The organism is Nocardia bhagyanarayanae (assembly GCF_006716565.1).
Lineage (GTDB): Bacteria > Actinomycetota > Actinomycetes > Mycobacteriales > Mycobacteriaceae > Nocardia > Nocardia bhagyanarayanae.
Genome location: NZ_VFPG01000001.1, coordinates 102,077 through 123,590, shown reverse-complemented (window position 1 = coordinate 123,590; position 21,514 = coordinate 102,077). Strand labels below are relative to the sequence as shown.

At 70.3% G+C, this 21,514-nt stretch carries 9 protein-coding genes; 6 read left to right on the top strand and 3 right to left on the bottom strand.

Annotation, left to right across the window (positions count from 1 at the left end; translation table 11 throughout):
• The first annotated feature begins 10 nt into the window (after positions 1–10).
• From FB390_RS00490 to FB390_RS00475, 4 genes are all read left to right on the top strand, one after another.
• Positions 11–700 carry a TetR family transcriptional regulator gene (locus FB390_RS00490; RefSeq protein WP_141807174.1) on the top strand — a complete coding sequence of 230 codons (690 nt, stop codon included), beginning with the start codon at positions 11–13 and terminating at the stop codon, positions 698–700.
• A gap of 158 nt (positions 701–858) precedes the next feature.
• Positions 859–2,019 (top strand): acyl-CoA dehydrogenase, encoded by a 1,161-nt coding sequence (locus tag FB390_RS00485; protein ID WP_067787697.1) that lies wholly within the window; start codon positions 859–861, stop codon positions 2,017–2,019.
• Positions 2,020–2,412: 393 nt separating this feature from the next.
• Positions 2,413–3,168: a DUF6875 domain-containing protein gene (locus FB390_RS00480; protein WP_185756898.1), complete on the top strand. Its 756-nt coding sequence runs from the start codon at positions 2,413–2,415 to the stop codon at positions 3,166–3,168.
• Positions 3,169–3,190: 22 nt separating this feature from the next.
• Entirely contained in the window at positions 3,191–17,593 is a 14,403-nt protein-coding gene (locus tag FB390_RS00475) for a non-ribosomal peptide synthetase (RefSeq protein WP_141807173.1), read from the top strand.
• Between the two features lie 381 nt (positions 17,594–17,974).
• Here the strand turns inward: FB390_RS00475 and FB390_RS00470 are convergent, their stop codons facing one another.
• The gene (locus FB390_RS00470; protein WP_141807172.1) at positions 17,975–18,259 is read right to left on the bottom strand and encodes a GNAT family N-acetyltransferase; all 285 of its coding nucleotides are present in this window, start codon (positions 18,257–18,259) and stop codon (positions 17,975–17,977) included.
• 85 nt (positions 18,260–18,344) lie between these two features.
• A complete protein-coding gene (locus tag FB390_RS00465) occupies positions 18,345–19,703 on the bottom strand; it encodes an FAD-binding oxidoreductase (RefSeq protein WP_141807171.1) in 1,359 nt (452 codons plus the stop codon).
• Positions 19,704–19,929: 226 nt separating this feature from the next.
• On the opposite strand from FB390_RS00465, the gene FB390_RS00460 reads away from it, so the two are divergent.
• A complete protein-coding gene (locus tag FB390_RS00460; RefSeq protein ID WP_141807170.1) occupies positions 19,930–20,241 on the top strand; it encodes a hypothetical protein in 312 nt (103 codons plus the stop codon).
• A gap of 69 nt (positions 20,242–20,310) precedes the next feature.
• Entirely contained in the window at positions 20,311–20,799 is a 489-nt protein-coding gene (locus FB390_RS00455) for a GtrA family protein (protein ID WP_425465833.1), read from the top strand.
• Positions 20,800–20,871: 72 nt separating this feature from the next.
• Here the strand turns inward: FB390_RS00455 and FB390_RS00450 are convergent, their stop codons facing one another.
• Positions 20,872–21,510 (bottom strand): Type 1 glutamine amidotransferase-like domain-containing protein, encoded by a 639-nt coding sequence (locus FB390_RS00450; protein WP_141807168.1) that lies wholly within the window; start codon positions 21,508–21,510, stop codon positions 20,872–20,874.
• Positions 21,511–21,514 lie beyond the last annotated feature (4 nt).

Genomic DNA, 21,514 nt, shown 5'->3' with positions numbered 1-21,514 from the left:
GGTGGCTGCCGTGGCATCTGAGGAGAGCGCGCGGGCACGGGCCGGGGAGGATCCGGCTCGGTTCCGGTTGACCGTGGTGGATCAGGCGCTGCGGTTGTTCGCGGACAAGGGGTACGAGGCGACGACGGTCGACGAGATCGCGGAGGCGGCGGGAATCTCCCGGCGGACGTTCTTCCGGCAGTTCCGTTCGAAGGAGGACGTGATCTTCGCCGACCACGAGTCGCAGCTCGCGCAGGCGGCGGCCTACCTCGCAGGCGCGCAGGACGAGGATCCGTGGGAGGCCGTGTGCGCCGCTGTGGTGCAGGTCTTCGAGCGGTTCACGCAGTGGCGGGAGATCGCGGCGCGGCGCTACCAGGTGGTGCGCCGGGTGCCCGCGCTGCGCGAGCGCGAGATCGTCACCGTGTTCCGCTACGAGCGCCTGTTCACCGACTATCTGCGCGAGCGCATGCCCGACGCGCCCGATCTGGCCAGGGTGCAGTTCACCGCGGCGGTCACCGCGACGCACAACTACCTCCTGCGCCGGATGGTGCGCGGCGAGTCGGACGCGGGCGCCGCGGATCTGCGGGTCGAGCTGGCGGCCATTCCGCGCGGTCGCGAGCGGGCCCACCACGCGGAGGAGATGGTGGTCGCGGTGTTTCCGAGGGACATGCCGTCGCGTCAGGTCGCCGATCTGCTGACCCGCAAGCTCGGTAGTCTGTGACCTCGACCACATACCCCTTCGCTGACACTCAGTGCCAAAAGATCACCCCATGTGGCGCGGAATTCTGTGCGTATACTGGCGCATGAAGTGGCACTGAGTGCCGAGATGAACGCCGACCGCCGACCGCGGTTCGAGCCCACCACCCAGGAGCGTGTCCCATGGCGGGAAACCCCGATTTCGACCTGTTCAAGCTCGAGGACTTCCACGACGAACTGCGGGCGGCCATCCGCGGTCTTGCGGAGAAGGAAATCGCGCCGTACGCCAAGGACGTCGACGGTAACTCCCGCTTCCCGGAGGAGGCGCTCACCGCGCTGAACGCCGCGGGCTTCAACGCCGTGCACGTGCCCGAGGCCTACGGCGGCCAGGGCGCCGACTCGGTCGCCACCTGCATCGTGATCGAAGAGGTCGCCCGCGTCTGTGGCTCCTCCTCGCTCATCCCCGCGGTCAACAAGCTCGGCACCATGGGCCTGATCCTGAACGGCTCCGAGGAGCTGAAGCAGAAGGTGCTCGCCGACATCGTCAACGGCGAGATGGCCTCCTACGCGCTGTCCGAGCGCGAGGCGGGCTCGGACGCCGCCTCCATGCGGACCCGCGCCAAGCAGGACGGCGACGACTGGATCATCAACGGCTCCAAGTGCTGGATCACCAACGGCGGCAAGTCCTCCTGGTACACCGTGATGGCCGTGACCGACGCCGACAAGGGCGCCAACGGCATCTCCGCGTTCATGGTGCACAAGGACGACGAGGGCTTCGTCGTCGGTCCGCTCGAGCACAAGCTCGGCATCAAGGGCTCGCCGACCGCCGAGCTGTACTTCGAGAACTGCCGCGTCCCGGGCGACCGCATCATCGGCGCGCCGGGCACCGGTTTCAAGACCGCGCTGCAGACCCTCGACCACACCCGCCCGACCATCGGCGCGCAGGCCGTCGGCCTGGCCCAGGGCGCGCTGGACGCGGCGATCGCCTACACCAAGGACCGCAAGCAGTTCGGCACAGCCATCGCCGACTTCCAGAACACCCAGTTCATGCTGGCCGACATGGCGATGAAGATCGAGGCCGCCCGCCTCATGGTCTACACCTCGGCCGCCCGCGCCGAGCGCGGCGAGAAGAACCTCGGCTTCATCTCCGCCGCCGCCAAGTGCTTCGCCTCGGACGTGGCCATGGAGGTCACCACCAACGCCGTCCAGCTCTTCGGCGGCGCCGGTTACACGACCGACTTCCCGGTCGAGCGGATGATGCGCGACGCCAAGATCACCCAGATCTACGAGGGCACCAACCAGATCCAGCGTGTGGTGATGTCCAGGGCGTTGCTGCGCGGCTGACGCCTGCACTTCGCCGTACTGGAGGCGGCCGGGTTGTTACCCGGCCGTCTCCTTTTTTTGTAGCACCAAGTGTCCGGTGAAATACGTCCGAGTCCGATCGGTTGTTCCATCGTGTCCGCGGAGTAGCTCGTTTCGAGACCTGCCGGCCCATAAACATTGATAGCTGGATTATTTCGGAAGCCGGTCGGGGCTTTTGGAGGCTGACGTCGATCCTCGCTGATAGGAGGCGCCTGAACAGGCGCTTCATCGACACTTCGGCAGGAGCTGACGCGTGTTACGCCATATCGCACATATTCTGGAGACGCATTCGACAAGAAATTCGGGTGATCGACTACTCGCTTGTCCAGGGGGTTCGCCAACCGCACTCGACCTCGTTGTGTCGCGAGGTGAGTGATGGGCGAGATCGTCATCGGACCGCAGTCGGGGATGAATTGGTTCCCCCTGTCCGAAACAGACATTCCGTGTCCGCGCACCAAGTCCACCGTCGACTCGGTGCGGACCTGGGCCGAGAGTTATTTGACCGATCACGTACCGGAGCTCGGCCGTGAGGGGCCGGTTTGCCCGTACGTCCGACCGTCGCTGCGCCGCGATCTGATGTGGGTCGGCCGGGTGCCAGGCGTCCGTCCGTGGCCGTCGTATGTGCGACTGGTCATCGAGGACGCGCTCGAGCTGTTCGGGCGGCTGGCTCCGACGGAGGGCGGCGGCTCGGCGCTGCGCGCCATCGTCACCGCGCTTCCGGACCTTCGGGATTTCTCGCTGATCGACCGCCTGCACGACGAACTCAAGTCGAGATTCGTCGAGCGCGGCTTCATGCTCGGGCAGTTCTATCCCGGGTGCAAGGAGCCGGGGTTGTGGAACAAGGACTTCCACCCGCTCGACACGCCGATCCCGATGCTCGTCGTGCGCAGCATGATGGCCACCGACTTCCCGTTCCTGCTGGGGCGGCCGGAATGGATGGCCGCCTATGTCAAGAAGTTCGCGCCCACGCTGCCCGCCCACGTGCGGCACGTGATGGTCAGCCGGTTGACCGCGAGCTCCGATACCGACGTGCCCGCCTACGAGTTCCAAGACGAACCGGAGACGAACGGCGCGCCATCGACCAGAAAGAACGCCACGCCGATTTCCGCAACGACGCGTAGAGCCGGCTGACTCGAACTCGAGGGGATCGACTATGACGCACGGACTTTCGGCCGCGCGGGGCATCGACGTGAGCGAGAACGACGGCTTCCCGCTCTCGCCCGCGCAACTCGGCATGTGGTACGCACAGCAGCTGGATCCTTCGGTGCCACTCAACGAAGCCCAGTACATCGAGATGCGCGGGCCGCTGGACATCGACACGCTGATCGAGGTCTCGCATCGGGTCGCCTACGAGTACGAGACGGCGTTGCTGCGGTTCGGGGTGCGGGACGGGCAGCCGTATCAGGTCGTGGATCCGAGCCTGCACACGAATCTGAGCTACCTGGACCTCAGTGATGCCCCCGACCCGGACGCCGAGGCCATGCGCTGGATGCACGCGGACGTGGCCGCCCCGGTGGACCTGCTCAACGAGCGCCCAGGGGTGTCGGTGCTGATCCGGGTCGCCCCCGATCGAGTGCTGTGGTACTCGCGGGCGCACCACATCGCGCTGGACGGTTTCGCGTCCGCGACGGGGCTGTATCGCGTCGCCGAGCTGTACAACGCGGCGTTGGCGGGCGAGGAGCCGCCCGCCTGCAAGGCGTCCGGGCTGCGCGAGATCTACGACGACGAGGTGCGTTACCGGCAGTCGAGCCGATTCACCGCCGACGCGGAGTACTGGTCGCAGCGCATGGCGGACATGCCGGAGCGGTGCAGTCTGGTGCCCGGTGCCGCGCCCGCGCACGCGCTCGGACGTCAGCACCGGCACCGGCTGTCCGACGAGACGAAGGCACGGCTCGACGCCGCCGCGTCGCGTTACGGCGTCGGCACGCCGGGTATCGCGATGGCGGCGCTCGCCGTCTATTACGCGCAGGCGACCGGGACGCGCGATGTAGTGCTCAGCCTGCCGGTCTCCGGACGCACCACCGCGATGTTGCGCCGCTCCGGCGGCATGCTGGCCAATATCGTTCCGCTGCGGGTCACCGTGGGTGAGCGCAGCACCATGGCCGAGATCGTGGACGCGATCCGGATCGAGGTCTCCGGCGCGCTGCGCCACCAGCGGTTTCGACACGAGGAGATCCGGCGGGGCGCGGACGGCGCCGCGGCGGTCGCGGGCGGTCGCGGGATCGTCGGCCCGGTGGTCAACATCATGCTGTTCCCCGCCGAGGTCCACTTCACGGGCATCGAGACCGATCTGCACGTGATCACGTCGGGTCCGATCGAGGATCTGTTCGTCAACATCTACCAGCATGGTGCGCAGGCGCCGGTATACCTGGACTTCACCGCCAATCCCGATCTCTACGACGACGAATCCCTCGCCCGCCACCACCTGCGGTTTCTGAAGCTGTTCGAAGCGCTGCTGGACGCCGACCCCGACACGCCGGTTCGCGAGGTCGAGTACTTCCTCGACGACGAACTGGCCCTGCGCGAAGGAGCGCACGGCCCGACGCCACCCGCGCCCAGACTGCTGCCGGATGTGCTCGACGAGGGACTGCGCGCGGCGGGCGCGGACACCGTGGCCGTGGTGGACGGCGAGCGCACCCTCACCTACGGCGAACTCGACAGTGCCGCAGGTGCGTTGGCCCGGCGACTGGTCCGGCTCGGCGCGGCGCCCGACGATTCGGTGCTGGTCGCGCTGCCGCGCTCGATGGAGTCGGTGCTCGCGTTCTGGGGTGTGGTGCGTTCCGGCGCGGCCTACGTGCCGCTCGGCACCGGTAACCCGGCCGAGCGGGTCGCCAAGATGGCGGCGGAATGTGGTGCCCGCCTGGGTATTACCACCCGCGAACAGGCGTCCGGGCTGCCCGATACGGTGCAGTGGGTCGAGATCGACTCGGACACAGTGATTCCCGACCCGATAGCCGCGCGTGGCGGGGTGGAAGCCGCTGCGAGTGAGAGCGGCTCGACGGAAGTCGACTCGCGGGGCGGTCTGCGTCTCGAGCACGCCGCGTACGTCGTCTTCACCTCCGGGTCGACCGGTGTGCCGAAGGGCGTGGTGGTCTCGCACTCTGGGATCGCGGGGCTGGCAGCCGCGGTGCGCGAGGCCTATCGGCCCCAGGTCGGTTCGCGCGTACTGCATTGCCTGAACCCGAGTTTCGACGCGTCCCTGCTGGAATTGCTCGTCGCCTTCGGCAGTGGCGCGACGCTGGTGATCGGCCGAGGTGAGACCATGGCGGGCGCCGAGATCACCGCCGCGGTCGCGGAATCCGCGATCACCCATCTCTGCTCCACTCCCGCCGTGCTCGCCACGCTGCCGGACGACGCACTGGACGGCGTGCTCGCGGTGACCACCGGTGGCGAGATCTGCCCGCCGGAGCTGGTGGCGCGCTTCGGTTCCGGCCGCAGGCTGGTGAACTCCTACGGCCCGTCCGAGACCACCGTCGCGGCCACCTTCACCGATGCCATGGATCTCGAGCGCCCCTCCGGCATCGGACAGCCGGTGCCGGGAGCGCGCCTGCTGGTCCTCGATCAGCGGCTGGCGCCCGTGCCGATCGGCACACCCGGTGAGCTCTACATCGCCGGCCCCGGCGTGGCCCGCGGTTACGCGGGACGCCCCGGCTTGACGGCGGAACGCCTGGTCGCCGACCCGTTCGGACCGGCGGGCAGCCGGATGTACCGCACCGGCGACCTGGTCTATTGGCGATCGGACGAAACGGCAGGAGCCGACGGTGTCGTGCTGGAGTACCTGGGACGCAGCGATTTCCAGGTGAAGCTGCGCGGCATGCGGGTGGAACCCGGCGAGGTCGACGCGGTGCTCGATTCGCACCCGGAGGTGGAGATCGCGGTCACGGTCGTTCGGACCGGTGCCTCGGGACGCGCCATGCTCGCGTCCTATGTGGTTCCGGTGCACCACGATTCGCAGTCCGTCGATCTGAATGTGCCGAGCCTGCGGGAATTCTGCATGCGCAGACTGCCGGGTCACATGGTGCCCGGCGCCATCACCGTGCTGGACGCGCTGCCGATCACCGGCAACGGCAAGGTCGACCGGGGCGCGCTGCCGGAGCCGACGGCCGACGAGGCGCCGCGGGCCGCCGCGTCGGAGGTCGAGGGCGTCCTGTGCCAACTGTTCGCCGAGGTGCTCGGCGTGCCGTCGGTCGGCGCGGACATGTCGTTGTTCGCGCTCGGCGGCGACTCGATCCTCTCCATCCAGCTGGTCGCCCGCGGCCGGGCGGCCGATCTGGTTTTCTCCGCGCGCGACGTGTTCGAGCACCCGACGCCCGCGGCGCTGGCGGCGGTGGTCACCGCGCCCGGCGAGCGGCATGCGCTGGCCGAATTGCCCGGCGGCGGCGTGGGTTTCCTGCCACGGACACCGATCGTGGACTGGCTGCTCGAGCAGCCGGGGTGGCAGCGGTTCGGTCAATCCATGGTGCTCGCCCTGCCCGCCGGGCTGAGCGAGTCCGAACTGGTGCGCACCCTCGGCGCGGTGCTGGACCGGCACGACATGTTGCGCGCCAGGGTGGTTCGCGGCGGCTTGGAGGTCGCGGCGCCGGGGACGATCGCGGCCGAGACGCTGCTAGAGCGCAGGCGGGTTGCCGAAATCGACGGGGCGGATATCGAATCCGTCGTCGCGGCGGCCACTGCGCGACTCGCGCCGGATGCCGGGATCATGGTCGCGGCGACCTGGCTCGATGCCGGTACGGAGGCGGCGGGCAGGCTCGTCCTCGTCGTCCACCACCTGGCCGTCGACGCGGTGTCCTGGCGCATCCTGATCGCCGATCTGATCTCCGCGTGGGCGCAGGCGCACGCCGACGAGACGCCTGAACTGCCGTCCGTCGGCACCTCCATGCGCACCTGGGCGCACGCACTCGTCGAGGCGGCGACGACCGAGTCGTGGACCGCCGAGGCCGACCACTGGGCCGCCGTGCTCGCCACTCCCGATCCGCCGCTGGGCCGCCGTGCGCTGGATCCGGCCGTCGACACCGGCGACACCATCGAGCGCCTCGAACTGAACCTGCCCGCGGCGACCACCGTGACGCTGCTCGACCGGCTGCCCGCGACCTACCGCTGCGGTATGGAGGAGGCGCTGCTGACCGCGCTGGCCTCGGCGCTGGCGGAACACCGTGCGGAACCCGGTCCCGCGCTGGTCATGCTGGAGCGGCACGGCCGCGAGGAGGCCGTCGTCCCCGGCGCCGATCTCTCCCGCACCGTCGGCTGGTTCACCAGCCAGTTCCCCGTCCGGCTGGATATCGGCGACGCCGGTCCGCTGGACGCGCTCGCCACCGTGAAGGAACAGCTGCGCGCCGTCCCGCGCGGCGGGATCGGCTTCGGCCTGCTGCGGCATTCGAACCCCGAGACCGCCGCCGTCCTCGGCGCGGCCCCGCACCCGCAGTTCGGATTCAACTACCTCGGCCAGGTGACCGAGGGCGACACCGAAGCGAATGCGGTGCCGTGGCTGCCGGTCTCGCTCGCGGCGAGCCTGGGCGGTGGCGCCGAGCTGCCCGCCTCTGCGGTCCTCGCAGTGGACGCGGTGGTTGTCGAACGCCCGAAAGGCTCAGTGCTGCAAGCGGTGTGGCGGTACGCCTCGAACGTCGTCGACCGCGCGGACATGGAAGCCCTTGCCGACAAGTGGATTTCCGCTCTGGAGGAACTGGCGCGTCAACTGTCGGAGCCCGATGCGGGCAGGTTGACGCCCTCGGATCTGTCGCTGGTCTCGGTCGGCCAGCGACAGCTGGACGCCTGGGCCGCCAGGTATCCCGCCATGACGGACGTCTGGCCGCTGGCCCCGCTCCAGCACGGTCTGCTCTTCCACGCGCAACTCGCCGCGGGCCGCACCGACGAGTACGCGGTGCAGGCGGTCTTCGAATTCGACGGAGCGGTGGACATCGAGCGACTGTCGGCCGCCGCCACCGCGACCGTGCGCGAACACGAGGCGCTGCGCACCGCGTTCGTCGCGGGCGCCGACGAGCCGGTGCAGATCGTGCTCGCCGACGTCGAGGTTCCCTGGCGCACAGTGGATGTCGAACCCGAGGAGTTCGACGCGTTCGCGGCCCGCGAGCTGGCCGCGCCGTTCGACCCCGCGCACCCGCCGCTGGTCAGGTTCGTGTGCGCGCGGTGCGGCGCGGACGACATCCGGCTGCTCGTCACCAACCACCACCTGGTCCTCGACGGCTGGTCCATGCCGCTGCTGCTCGCCGAACTGCTCGCGCGGTACCAAAGCGGCGGGGCGGGAACCGGTTTCCCGCAGCCGGTCTCCTACCGCGACTACCTGGAATGGCTCACCCGCCGGGATCGCGCCGCGGCGACGGCCGCGTGGACGGACGCGCTCTCCGGACTGCCCGGCCCGACGCTGGTCACCGCGGGCCGCGCCCCGCAGCGAACCGGCTCCGGAAAACTGGATCTGGAACTGGCGCTCACACCGGAGAGCGGTCTCGCTCTCCAGCGCATGGCGGCCGACCAGGGCGTCACGCTCAACACGGTGGTGCAGTGCGCGTGGGGCATGCTGCTCGCCGAGCTAACCGGCGAGACCGACATCGTCTTCGGCGCAACGGTTTCCGGCCGACCCGCCGACCTCCCGGGCGCGGAGCGAATCGTCGGCATGCTGGTCAACACCCTTCCGGTGCGCATCGCCCTCGATCCCGCCGAGCCGGTCGGTGACCTGTTGCGCCGGGTCCAGCGCGAACAGGGCGCCTTGCTCGACCACCACACCGCGGGACTCACCGAGATCCAGTCTGCCGCCGGGCTCGGCGTGCTCTTCGACACCGCCATCGTCTACGAGTCCTATCCGGTGGACGCGGCGGCCCTGCGCAGCGCCGCCGAGCACGCGGCGCTGCGGGTGCGGGATTTCCGCGGCCGCGACGGCACCCACTACCCGCTGTCGCTGGCCGCGCACGCCCGCGACACGCTGCGGCTGATCCTCAGCTGCGCCACCGGGTTCTTCGATACCGCCGAGGCGCACGCGATCGGTGACCGCCTGGTGCGGATGCTCGACCGCATGGCCGCCGAACCGGCGGGCAAAGCCGTCGGCGTGTGCGGCGTGGCACGCGCCGACGTGCTGCGCTCCCGCCCGCAGCCGACGCGGCTGCTGCCCGATCTGCTGCGTTCCGGCGTGCGTCCCGGCCGGATCGCGGTCCAGGACGACACGCGAGCCCTCGACTACACGGAACTCGATGCCCGCTCGAATCGCCTGGCCCGCAAGCTCATCGCGGCCGGCGCGGGGCCGGAGACAAGGGCCCTGCTCGCGCTGCCGCGGTCCGTCGACTGGTTCGTCGCGGTCTGGGCGATCGCGAAGTCCGGCGCCGCGTTCGTCCCCGTCGATATCGACCATCCCGAGGACCGCCTTGCGACCCTCGCCGCCGACAGCGCCGCACCCCTTGGCATCACCACTGCGGAACACCGAGATCGACTGCCGGGCACGGTCTCTTGGCTGCTGCTCGACGATCCGGTGCTGTGGGCCGAGCTGCCGGACCATTCCGACGCGGCGATCACCGATGCCGACCGGCTGCGCCCGTTGCGCGCGGAACACCCCGCCTATCTGATCTACACCTCGGGATCCACCGGAACACCCAAGGGCGTCGTGGTGACCCACGCCGGACTCGGCGGGCTCGCGGTCGGCACGGCGGCGCGCATGCGGGCCAGGCCGGGCGATCGCGTCCTGCTCAGCATGAACCCCAATTTCGACGCCGCGACGCTGGTGTGGCTGTCCACCTTCTACACCGGCGCCACGCTGGTCGCCGCACCCGCGGCGGCGATCGCGGGCGACGAACTGACCACCGTGATCGTGGCGAACCAGGTGACCCACGTCATCGCGCCGCCCGCGGTGCTGGCCACGCTCTCGACCGAGTCGTGGAACGGTGTGCGCACGGTGGTCACCGGTGGCGAGGTCTGTCCGCCCGAGCTCACCGCTCGGATCGGCGCCGGTCGGTCGATGATGAACTCCTACGGACCGGCCGAGGCGACCGTCGCCGCGACCTTCAGCGCGCCGCTCGTCCCCGGCGAGACCGCCGAGCTCGGCGCGCCGATGCCGGGATTCGGTCTGGTCGTGCTCGACCGCTGGTTGCGGCCCGCGCCGGTCGGGACGATCGGTGAGCTGTACCTGATGGGGCCCGGTCTGGCGCGCGGCTACCACGGCCGCACGGGGCTGACGGCCGCGCGGTTCGTGCCCAACCCGTTCGGCGCTCCCGGCGACCGGATGTACCGCACCGGCGACCTGGTGCGGCGCGTCTCGCACAGCGGCCTGGAATACGTGGGCCGCAACGACTCCCAGGTGAAGCTGCACGGCATCCGGGTCGAGCCCGGTGAGGTCGACGCGGTGCTGCGCGACCTGCCGGGAGTGGGGCTCGCGGTCACCGTGCCGCGGCGCGGGCCCACCGGCGACCTGGCGCTCGCGGCTTACGTGGCTCCGACGGCGGGCGCCGAACTCGACGGCGCGCGCCTGCGCGACCATTTGGTGCGCCGCCTGCCCCGACACCTGGTGCCCGCGGCGGTGACCGTGCTCGACGTCCTTCCGGTGACCGGCAACGGCAAGGTCGACGTGCGCGCGCTGCCCGAACCGGAATGCGTCGCGGTGGAATACGTGGCCCCGATCGGCGTCGAGCGCGTGATCGCCGAGGTTTTCGGCGCGGTACTCGATCGGCCCGGCGTCGGCGCGTACGACGACTTCTTCGCGCTCGGCGGCGATTCGCTGTCCGCCACTAGGGTGACCGCCCGGCTGGGCGCCGCACTCGATATCGAGGTGCCGGTCCGTTTGTTGTTCGAGGCGCCGACGGTGCGCGCGCTGGCGGCGCGGTTGCCCGCGGCGGGCGACGGCGCGCGGCCCAGCATCGGGCCCCGGTCCGGTCCGCGGCCCGAGCACATCCCGCTCGCGCCCGCGCAGCAGCGGATGTGGTTCGTCAACCAGTACGACCCGGAATCCGGAGCGTACAACATCCCCGCGGTGCTCCGCCTGCGCGGCGAGCTGGACGTGGCCGCACTGCGCGCGGCGCTGTCCGATGTGCTGGCCAGGCACGAGGCGCTGCGCACCGTGTACCCGGCGCGGGACGGCGTCGGCTACCAGGTCGTGCTGCCACCGGACGCGGTGGAACTCGACCCGGAGCCGGTCGCGATCGCGGCGGACGAGCTCCCGGCAGCGGTTCTCGACTGTGTCACAACCGGTTTCGACGTGGCTGCCGCGGTGCCGTTGCGGCTGCGCCTGTACCGCGTCGCCGATGACGAGCACGTGCTCGTCGTGGTGGTGCACCACATCAGCGCGGACGGGTTCTCCATGGGGCCGCTCGCCAGGGACGTGCTCGCGGCCTATGCGGCGCGCTCCAACGGCGCCGTCCCTGGCTGGACCGAATTGCCGGTGCAGTACGCGGATTACACGCTCTGGCAACGGGAGCGGCTGGGTTCGGCCGACGACCCGGAGTCCCTGCTCGCCGCTCAGCTCGACTACTGGACCACCACACTGAAGGGCCTGCCCGACCGACTCGAGCTGCCCGCCGATCGGCCGCGCCCGGCCATCCCGTCGCTGCGCGCGGGCACCGTACTGCGCACCGTCGAGCCCGAATTGGCCGCCGCGCTGGACGAACTCGGCCGGACCAACCACAGTTCGCTGTTCATGGTGCTGCACGCCGCGCTGGCGGCGCTGTTCGCCAGGCTCAGCGGCGCACCGGACATCGCGATCGGCACACCGGTCGCGGGTCGCGGCGCGGCCGAATTGGACGATGTGGTCGGCATGTTCGTCAACACCGTCGTGCTACGTACCGAGATCGACTCGGCCGCGCCCTTCGCCGACCTGCTCGCCGAGACGCGACGCACCGATCTGGACGCCTTCGCGCACGCCGACATCCCGTTCGAGAGCCTCGTCGACGTGCTCGATCCGGCCCGCTCGGCGGCACGACACCCGCTGGTCCAGGTCATGCTGGTGTTCCAGAATCTCGCACCGGTCGAGCTCACTCTTTCCCATCTGCACGTGGCCCCGGTGGAGCTGGAACAGCAGAGCCAGCGTTTCGACCTGAGCGTCACGGTGGCGCCCGACGAGACCTCGGGCCTTACGATCCGCTTCGGTTACGCCACCGATCTGTTCGACCGCGACACCGTCGAGCGGTTCGCGGACCGCTGGCTGCGCTTGCTGCGCGCGGTCGCCGCGGCACCCGAAGCGCCCGTGGGCGATGTCGACCTGCTCGACGCGGACGAGTCCGCGGGCCTGGTCGTCCCCGCCCGGCCGTCGGTGGCGGAACCCACCGTGTTGCCGAAGCTGCTCGCGGCGGCGGTGGCGGCGAATCCGGACGGTGTCGCGGTGATCGATGGCGTCACCCGGCTCACCTACCGCGAGCTCGACGAGCACGCCAACCGGTTGGCGCGGGTGCTCATCGGCGCCGGCGCAGGCCCGGAAGGGCTGGTAGCGATCGCCATCCGGCGCTCGCTGCCCGCGGTGCTCGCCGTGTGGGCGGTGGCCAAGACCGGCGCCGCGTTCGTGCCGATCGACCCCGCCTATCCGGCCGAGCGGATCACGCAGATCCTGGACGACTCCGGGGCCCGGCTCGGGGTGACGGTCTGCGCCGTCGCGCCCACGCTGCCGGGTGCGGGATTCGACGATTCCGAAGACTCCGGCGAGTCGCCGGTGCACTGGCTCGCGCTGGACGACCCGGCCACCACCGATCTGGTCGACTCGGCCACCGGAAGGCCGATCGACGACACCGAACGCACGGCGCCGCTGCGCTGGGCGAATCCGGCCTACGTCATCTTCACCTCGGGTTCCACCGGACGACCGAAGGGCGTCGTGGTCACGCACGAGGGCCTGGCGAATCTCGCCGTCGCCCAACGTGATCGGATGCGCATCACGGCGGACTCGCGCGTGCTCGCCGTGGCGTCCCCGAGCTTCGATGCCGCGGTGCTCGAGCTACTGATGGCCGTCGGCGCGGGCGCCACGCTCGTGATCGCCGGTCCCACCGCCTTCGGCGGGCCGGAGCTCGGCGAACTCCTTGTCCGGGAATGTGTTTCGCACATCGCGCTGTCGCCGTCGGCACTGGGCTCGGTGGATGTCGCGGTACTCGGCCAGGAACCCGCGCTGCGCGGCATCATCACCGGCGGCGAGCCGTGTCCGCCGGATCTGGTCGAGCAGTGGGCCGCGCCGGATCGCTTGTACTTCAACGACTACGGTCCCACCGAGAGCACTATCTGGGCGACGGGAAGCGATGCCCTGCGGCCCGGTGACGCGATCACCATCGGCGGCCCGATCCCGGGTCTGGCGGTCCGCGTGCTCGACGAGCGGCTGCATCCGGTGCCGGACGGCGTCGTCGGCGAACTGTATCTGTCCGGCAATGCCCTCGCGCGCGGTTACCACGGACGAGCCCCACTGACCGCCGCACGCTTCGTCGCCGATCCCTTCGGCGCGCCCGGCGAACGTATGTACCGCACCGGTGATCTGGTGCGCCGACGCGACGGCGCCCTGGAGTACCTCGGCCGCGGCGACCTCCAGGTGAAACTGCGCGGACTGCGCATCGAACTCGGCGAGATCGAGTCCGCACTGGTGCGCGACCCCGCCGTGCACCAGGCGGCGGTGACGGTCTACACCGATCCGTCCGTCGGCGAGTTGCTGGTCGGCTACGTCGTGCCGCACCTGGCCGGGTCGCACGAGGATGCGGCACCCGAGACCGAGGCAGCGGCGCTCGAAGCCGAGGCAGCGGATGCCACCGCGCATCAGCCGGAAGCGATCGACGCTGAGCCGCCTGCGAACGCACTCGATACCGATGGCCGCGAGATCGACGCGGTCGACGCCGGATCGCGGGATGCGGCGGCAGTTTATTCCGCGGCGCGCCGGACATGGACAATCGACGCCGAGGCGCATGCGGACGCCGAGTCCGCCAGGCGCGCGACGCTCGACCTCGACGTGCTGAAAGCGTCTCTCGGCCAGCGCCTTCCGTCCTACATGGTGCCCTCCGCGCTCGTCGTGCTCGACGCCCTGCCGCGCACCGCGAACGGCAAGCTCGATCGGCAAGCCCTCCCGGCCCCCGATATCCGTGCGGGCCGCTTCCGCGAGCCGACGACGCCCACCGAGCGCATCGTCGCCGAAACCTTCGGTGAGCTGCTCGGCGTGCCGCGGGTGGGTCTCGACGACGACTTCTTCGCGCTCGGCGGCAATTCGCTGATCGCGACACGCATCGCCGCCCGCCTCGGCGCGGCGCTGGACCGTCGCGTTCCGGTGCGGATGGTGTTCGACGCTCCGACCGTCGCCCAACTGGCCGAAGCGGTGCGCACCTCGGCGGCGCCGCCCGGGCCGCGTCCCGGACCGCGCCGCCGGCCGACGTACGTCCCGCTTTCGGCGGCGCAGCGAAGGATGTGGTTCCTCAACCGCTACGACCCGTCCTCGTCCGCGCAGAACGTGCCCCTCGCGTTGGAGGTGGAGGGCCAATTGGACCTCGCGGTCGTGCAGGCGGCGCTGATGGACGTCATCGCCCGCCACGAGGCGCTGCGCACCGTGTACCCGGTGAACGCCGAGGGCGAGCCGTACCAGGACGTGCGCGGTGTGGCGGAAGCCTTTGTGCCGGTTGTGGTCTCGGATGTCGATGCCGACTCCGTTCCGCGCCTGGTCGCCACGGCCTGCGCGCGGGGTTTCGATCTCACCACCGAGCTGTCACTGCGCGTGCAGCTGCTCCGGATCGAACGGCGGCGCTCTGTCCTGGTGGTGCTCATGCACCACATCGCCGCCGACGGCTCGTCGCTGGCGCCTTTGGCCCGCGACGTGCTGGTGGCCTACTCGGCTCGCAGCGCGGGCGACGCCCCGCAATGGCAGCCGCTGCCACTGCAATACGCCGACTACGCCCTGTGGCAGCACGAGCTGCTCGGCGCCGACGACGATCCGGACAGTCTGGCGCACCGGCAGCTGGAGTACTGGCGTGGCGCACTGGACGGACTGCCCGACGTGACGTCGCTGCCGAGCGACCATCCGCGGCCGACCATGTCCACCCATCGCGCGGGCATGATCGAGTTCCGCATCGATGTCGCAGCGCAGCAACGCATTCGGCAGATAGCCCGGTGGCACGGCGTGAGTATCTTCATGGTGGCGCACGCGGCCCTCGCCGTGCTGCTCGGCCGCATCTCCGGGCAGCAGGATGTCGCGATCGGCACGGTCATCGCCGGGCGCGGTGACGGAGAACTCGACGAGCTGGTCGGCATGTTCGTCAACACCCTGGTGTTGCGCAGCCAGGTGCGTCCCGAGGACACCTTCGAACAGCTCTTGGCCGCGACGAAAGACAGCGATCTGGACGCGTTCGGCAATGCCGATATGCCGTTCGAGCGGTTGGTCGAGGTGGTCGCGCCCGCTCGCTCCACCTCCCACCATCCGCTGTTCCAGGTGCTGCTGACCTTCCAGAACTTCGAGTTCAACCCCGGCGTGGTGCCCGAGCTCGGGGTCCGCGCGATCGAGATGCCCGCGGTCGGTGCGAAATTCGATCTGGAATGGATGCTCGACGAACAGTTCGACGAAGAAGGAGCGCCTGCCGGCATCGACGGCAGTCTCACTTTCGCCCTCGACCTGTTCGAACCGTCCACCGCGCGGACCCTCACGGATCGGTACGTCGAGTTGCTCGACGCCCTCACCACCAACCCGGAGCTGGTTCTCGGCGATATCGATGTCACCGCGCCGCCCGGCACGGTCGTCTACGATCCACCGCCGAGCCTGGCCCAGCGGCGCACCGATCTGCCCTACCGGCCACCGGTCACCCGGACCGAGCATGTGGTGGTGAGCGCCTTCGAGAAGGTGCTCGGCGCGGAACGAGTCGGGTTGGACGACAACTTCTTCGAGCTCGGCGGCACCTCCATGGTCGCGATCCGCCTGGTCGACGAACTGCGCGAACGGCTCGACTACGCCATGCCGGTGCAGTGGATGTTCGGCGATCCCACGCCGGGAGCGCTGGCCCAGCGCATCGTGCAGCAGCCGGAGGCGGGAACCGACAGTACCGATCCCGCGCTGCGGCCGCTGCTGCCGTTGCGTCCGTCGGGCAGCGGACCCGCGCTGTTCTGCGTGCATCCGGCGATCGGATTGGCCTGGGGCTACGCGGGTTTGGTGCGTCATCTGTATCCCGGCCATCCGGTGTACGGGCTGCAATCACCGGGCGTCGCCGCCATCCAGCCGGACAGGCCGTTGATCGAACGCGCGGTGCGCTACGCCGACGAGATTCAGGCCGCCCAGCCGGACGGTCCCTACCGCGTGCTCGGCTATTCGGCGGGCGGACCGCTGGCCCACGCGGTCGCCGTGGAACTCCAGCGACGCGGGGCGACCGTGTCGGCGCTCGTCATCATCGACGGCCGCGCCGACGTCGAACCCGAGAGCGCGACGGAGATGCCGCCGCCGGAGGTCCTGCTCGCCGAGTTCGGCGGCATCGACCCGAACCTGCTCACCGGAGACCAGCCGCTGGCCGAGCGCGCCGCCGAACTCCTGCGCGCCAGGGGCGTGGGCGACGTTGCCGATGCCTTGGGCGCGGTGGCAGATCGTGACTCGGGTGAGTCGGCCGGTGGTGCCTCGGGTACGGAGGCGGGCGGTGCCTCGGGTGCGAGGGCGGGTGGTGCGTTGGGCGCGGCGGCTGATGGTGGCTCGGGCGAGTCGACCGATGGTGGCTCGCGAGAGTCGACCGATGGCGCCTCGCGCGAGTCGGGTGGTGCCTTGGGCGCCATGGCTGATGGTGGGCCGGGCGAGTCGACCGATGGTGGCTCGCGAGAGCCGACCGATGGCGCCTCGCGCGAGTCGAGTGGTGCCTTGGGCGCGGTAGCTGATGGTGATTCGGGTGAGTCGGCCGATGGTGACTCGAGTGAGTCGGCTGCTGGTGCCTTGGGCGCGGCGGCGGGCGGTGCCAGGGGTCCGGAGGCGGGTGGTGCCTCGGGCGAGTCGGCCGATGGTGACTCGAGTGAGTCGGCTGGTGGTGCCTCGGGTACGCAGGCTGCTGGTGCCGCGGGCGCGGCGGCGGGCGGTGCCAGGGGTACAGAGGCGGGTGGTGCCTCGGACGAGCCGGCCTGTGGTGACTCGGGTGAGTCGGCGGGTGGTGCCTCGGGTGCGGGGGCTGGTGGTGCCTTGGGCGCAGGGGCTGGTGCCTTGGGCGCGGTGGCAGATCGTGGCTCGGGCGGGTCGGCCGATGGTGACTCGAGTGAGTCGGCCGGTGGTGCACCGGTCGAGCCGGCCGGTGGCGCCCTGGGCGTGGGTGCCGAGGGCGCCTTGGGCGGCGTTGCCGATGGTGTCTTGGGCGCGCTGGCCGGTGGTGCCTTCGGCGCGCTGGACGCCGCGGCCTTGGAACGCCTGTACCTCGACTACCAGCAGTTGGTCCGGCAGGCGGCCGCGTACCGGCCCGGCGTGTTCGATGGCGATCTGCTGTTCTTCAGCAGCACCAGCGGCAGGCCCGGCTACGCACCGAACGTGGACACCTGGCGGCCTTACGTCAGCGGCGCGATCGTCGACCACCAGACCGGTCACGAACACAACCACCTGACCAGGCCCGAAGCCCTCGCGGTGATCGGCCCGATCCTGGCCGAGTACCTGCGCGAGCACGGCTGACCTCCATCGAAACCGCCGTGCGCGGTCGATCAATGAACCGCGCACGGCTTGATGGGCGCGGCCGTGCGAAGTCCGCTGGCAGCCCGCGCATGGCCGAGGTGGAGGCGGGTGCGCCGGGGTGGCGCCCGGCCGGGATCTCCGTCGACAGTCCGCGCTCGGCCGGAGGGAAGGCGGAGATGCACCTGATGAGCCCAGCCGGGCGACGTCCGCCCGCAGCCCGCGCACGCCTGGAGTGGAGGCGGAGAGGCTTGATCGCGCGGCCGAGCGAAGTGCGCCGTCAGCCGAGCGCGGCGGGTGCGGAGGCGGAGGTGCGCCAGAACGACGCAGTCGGAGAAAGTCCGCCCTCAGCTCACGGATGGCCTCATGGGAGGCGGAGGGCGCTCAGGCGACCAGGTCCGCGTACTCCCGGTGGTCGGCGATGTACTTCTCGACGTACCAGCAGGTCGGCACCACGGAGAAGCCCGCGTCCCTGGAGTCCTGCAGCGCGTACTCGACCACCTTGGCCGCGATGCCCTGCCCGCGGAACTCCGGGAAGGTCATGGTGTGGTGGAAGTCGCGGACCTTGGTGTCCTCGCGCTCGGCGTAGTCGGCGTACCCGGCCAGGGTGTCGTCGACGTAGATCTCGAATCGGGTGTCGGCGGCGTTGTGCTCGAGCCTGGTGGTCATGGTGGTGCCAACTCCTTCGTGCCCGGGAATGTTCCGGCTGGTCGGGTGTGCCGAGTGTATAAGCCGCTCGCCGCGTGGCTCGAGGTCAGAGGATCGCGCCCGGGTTGAGGATGCCGTGCGGGTCGAGCGCGTCCTTGATGCGCCGGGTCAACGCCATCACGTCGGGGCCGAGTTGGTCGGGCAGCCAGTCCTTCTTGAGCCTGCCGACGCCGTGTTCCCCGGTGATGGTGCCGCCGAGGGTGATGGCCAGGTCCATGATCTCGCCGAAGGCGCGGTGCGCGCGGGCGGTGTTGCCGGCGTCGGCGGGGTCGTGCACGATCAGCGGGTGGGTGTTGCCGTCGCCCGCGTGCGCGATCACCGAGACGGTCACGTCGTTGCGTTCGGCGATGGCGGCGATGCCGGTGACCAGATCGCCGAGGCGCGGCAGCGGCACCCCGACGTCCTCGAGCAGCAGCGGCCCGAGCCGTTCCACGGCGGGGATCGCGAAACGCCGCGCCGCGGTGAACGCCTCGCCCTCCTCGGGGTCCTCGGTGTGGAAAACCTCGGTGGCCCCGGCCTTTTCACAGGCCTCGACCATGATCTCGGCCTCGCGCGCGGCGAATTCCCCCGGCGCGTCGGACCGCGCGACCAGCAGCGCGGCGGCGGAGCGGTCCAGACCCATCCGCATCTCGTCCTCGACGGCGTTGATCGCGATGGAATCCATGAACTCGAGCATGGAAGGCCGCAGCGTGCCGGTGATGCCGAGGATGGCCGCGGTGGCGGCGGTGAGCGAGGCGAAGCTGGCGACCACGGTGCTCTGCACCGGCTGCGCGGGCAGCAGTCGCAGGGTCAGTTCGGTGATCACGCCGAGTGTGCCCTCGCTGCCGACGAACAGCTTGGTCAGCGAGAGCCCGGCGGAATCCTTCAGGCGCGGCCCGCCCAGCCGCACCGGGGTTCCGTCGGCGAGCACCACTTCCATGCCGAGCACGTAGTCGGTGGTGACCCCGTACTTCACGCAGCACAGCCCGCCCGCGTTGGTCGCCGCGTTGCCACCGATCGAGCAGATCTCGAACGACGAGGGATCCGGCGGATACCACAGTCCGTGCTCGGCGACCGTCCGCTTGACCTCCGCGTTCAGCAGACCGGGCTGCACGATCGCGGTCCGGGTGACCGGGTCGACGGTGATCGCCCGCATCCGCTCGGTGCTCAGCACGATCCCGCCGTCCACCGCCGTGGCGCCGCCCGAGAGCCCGGATCCCGCGCCGCGGGGAACCACCGGCACTCGGTGCTCGTGCGCCCACCGCAGTGTCGCCGCGACATCCGCGGTGCAGGTGGCGCGGACGACCGCCGCGGGCGTCCCGGCACCGGGATCGCGCGCCCAGTCCTGCCGGTAGCCGATCAGCAAATCGGGGTCGGTGAGCACCGCGCCCTCGGGCAGTGCGGCGACGAGTTCATGCAGGTCCACGGTTGTTCACAGTAGTGCGGTGCGGGCGTGGAATCGGTCGAAAGCGGGTGAGCGCCGCGGGCGGCCGATTTTTCCGGGCTGGTAATTCCGGGCGGGCCGGGCAAGAATGCCGGGTGCAGGGGCTCGCCGTGCGTGGATCGGCCCGTCGTCGTGACGGTGGACGCGCCCGGCCGACGGATCGTTCGACCATTCCGGGGACCTGCCACATATTCGGAGGGTTGACGGCATGCGGGTCGAATCACCGGACTACCGCGAGCTCATCGGCGCGCTGTTCGCCGACGAGTTCGCCGACGGCGCCGTCGATCTGGAGGCGCTGCGCAGCATCCACGCGGGCGAGTTCGGTACCTGGCTCAGCGCACTCGACCGCTCGGGCCTCTTCGATAAGGAAGCCTTGACGACGGTCGCCGACCAATGGCGCCGCGACCCCATGCTTCTCTTGGACGCACTCCTCGCCGACGCCGACGACGTCACCCGCCGCCGCTGGCTGATGGCCTGGTCGAGCCTGGACCGCCCGGAACCCTTGGGCCAGATCGGCTGAGCAGGGCGCCTCGGCGGACGTTTGCCAACAGCTCACCTGACGGTCACCTGCCGCTGCCATGCTGGCCGCGTGTCCGATCTGGCCGTCGCCGCCGACTCCCTCGCCGACCGGTTCACCCGCTGGTGTGAGCTCGTCGTCGCGCGGCTGCCCTTGGGATTGGACCGGATCGTCCCGCCGACCTTCCTCGGCTTCGCGCTGATCAACAGCTTCACCTTCGGCGTCGACCTGGTGCTGCTCACCATCTTTCACGGCTGGTGGAACTGGCCGGTGCCGGTCTCGATCACGCTGGGCTACATCTGCGCGTTCGGACTCGCCTTCGTTCTCAACCGCACCTTCAACTTCCACTCGCACGCGCCCGTCGGCAGGCAGGCCGCGGTGTACGTCGTGGTCGTCGTGATCAACTACCTGGCCTTCATCCTCGGCGTCGGCGGCGGACTCACCGCGCTCGGCCTCGAATACCACCTGGCCCGGCTGCTCGCGGGCGCCTGCGAAGCCCTTTATATGTACAGCGCCATGCGCTGGATCGTCTTCCGCAAGCGCGCCGGCGACGCGGTCTGACCTGGTGGACCCGACATCAGCGGGCCATCGGCGGCGCGTCGATGTCCTTCTCGGACAACGGAAGCGCCAATATCAACGCAGAACTTCCAGTCGGTCGCCGTCGACAACGACCACCTCGTCGTCGGTGAGCGCCCAGTGCGCGACCCCGGCAGCGCGGTACTCGTCCGCGAGCCGGTTGCCGAACCCCTCCGGGTCGGTGGGGGAGTCGATGTGCGGAACGATCCGGCGGTCGACCAAACCGAGCCCGTCCCAACGCGGTTCGACTCCGCACGTCGGTTCCACCTCGGCGGGATCGTCCACCGACTCCAGTCCGTGCAGGTCCGGCGTCAGCAGGCAAGCGCCCGCGCTGTACCCCGCGTAGACGAGCGCGTCGGCCTCGAGCAACCGCGCGAGTGCGAGATCCGCTCCGCTGCGGGCGAATTGGGCACGCAGCACGAAGGTGTTGCCGCCACGTACCCAGATCAACGGGAACTCGGCGAGCCGATGCTCCAATTCCTTTGCGAGCCCGACGTAATCGCGCAGATCCAGCACCTCCGGCGTGTACCCGAGCTTGCGCAACGGCACCAGATCGCTGGTCACCGCCGACGCCCACATGTCCGGCCAGGCGTCGCACGCATTGGGAATCACGGCGACCCGTCCCGGCGCACCGACCAGCGCGGCGAGCCGCTCGTGATGCTTGCCGAATCGGTAGCTGGCGAGGAAGAGTCGCACCGGC

What these genes read in the sequence shown, in the direction of transcription:
- FB390_RS00475 (WP_141807173.1), top strand. Translation starts at nt 3,191, where the DNA reads ATGACGCACGGACTTTCGGCCGCGCGGGGCATCGACGTGAGCGAGAAC.
- FB390_RS00480 (WP_185756898.1), top strand. Translation starts at nt 2,413, where the DNA reads ATGGGCGAGATCGTCATCGGACCGCAGTCGGGGATGAATTGGTTCCCC.
- FB390_RS00460 (WP_141807170.1), top strand. Translation starts at nt 19,930, where the DNA reads ATGCGGGTCGAATCACCGGACTACCGCGAGCTCATCGGCGCGCTGTTC.
- FB390_RS00485 (WP_067787697.1), top strand. Translation starts at nt 859, where the DNA reads ATGGCGGGAAACCCCGATTTCGACCTGTTCAAGCTCGAGGACTTCCAC.
- FB390_RS00470 (WP_141807172.1), bottom strand. Translation starts at nt 18,259, where the DNA reads ATGACCACCAGGCTCGAGCACAACGCCGCCGACACCCGATTCGAGATC.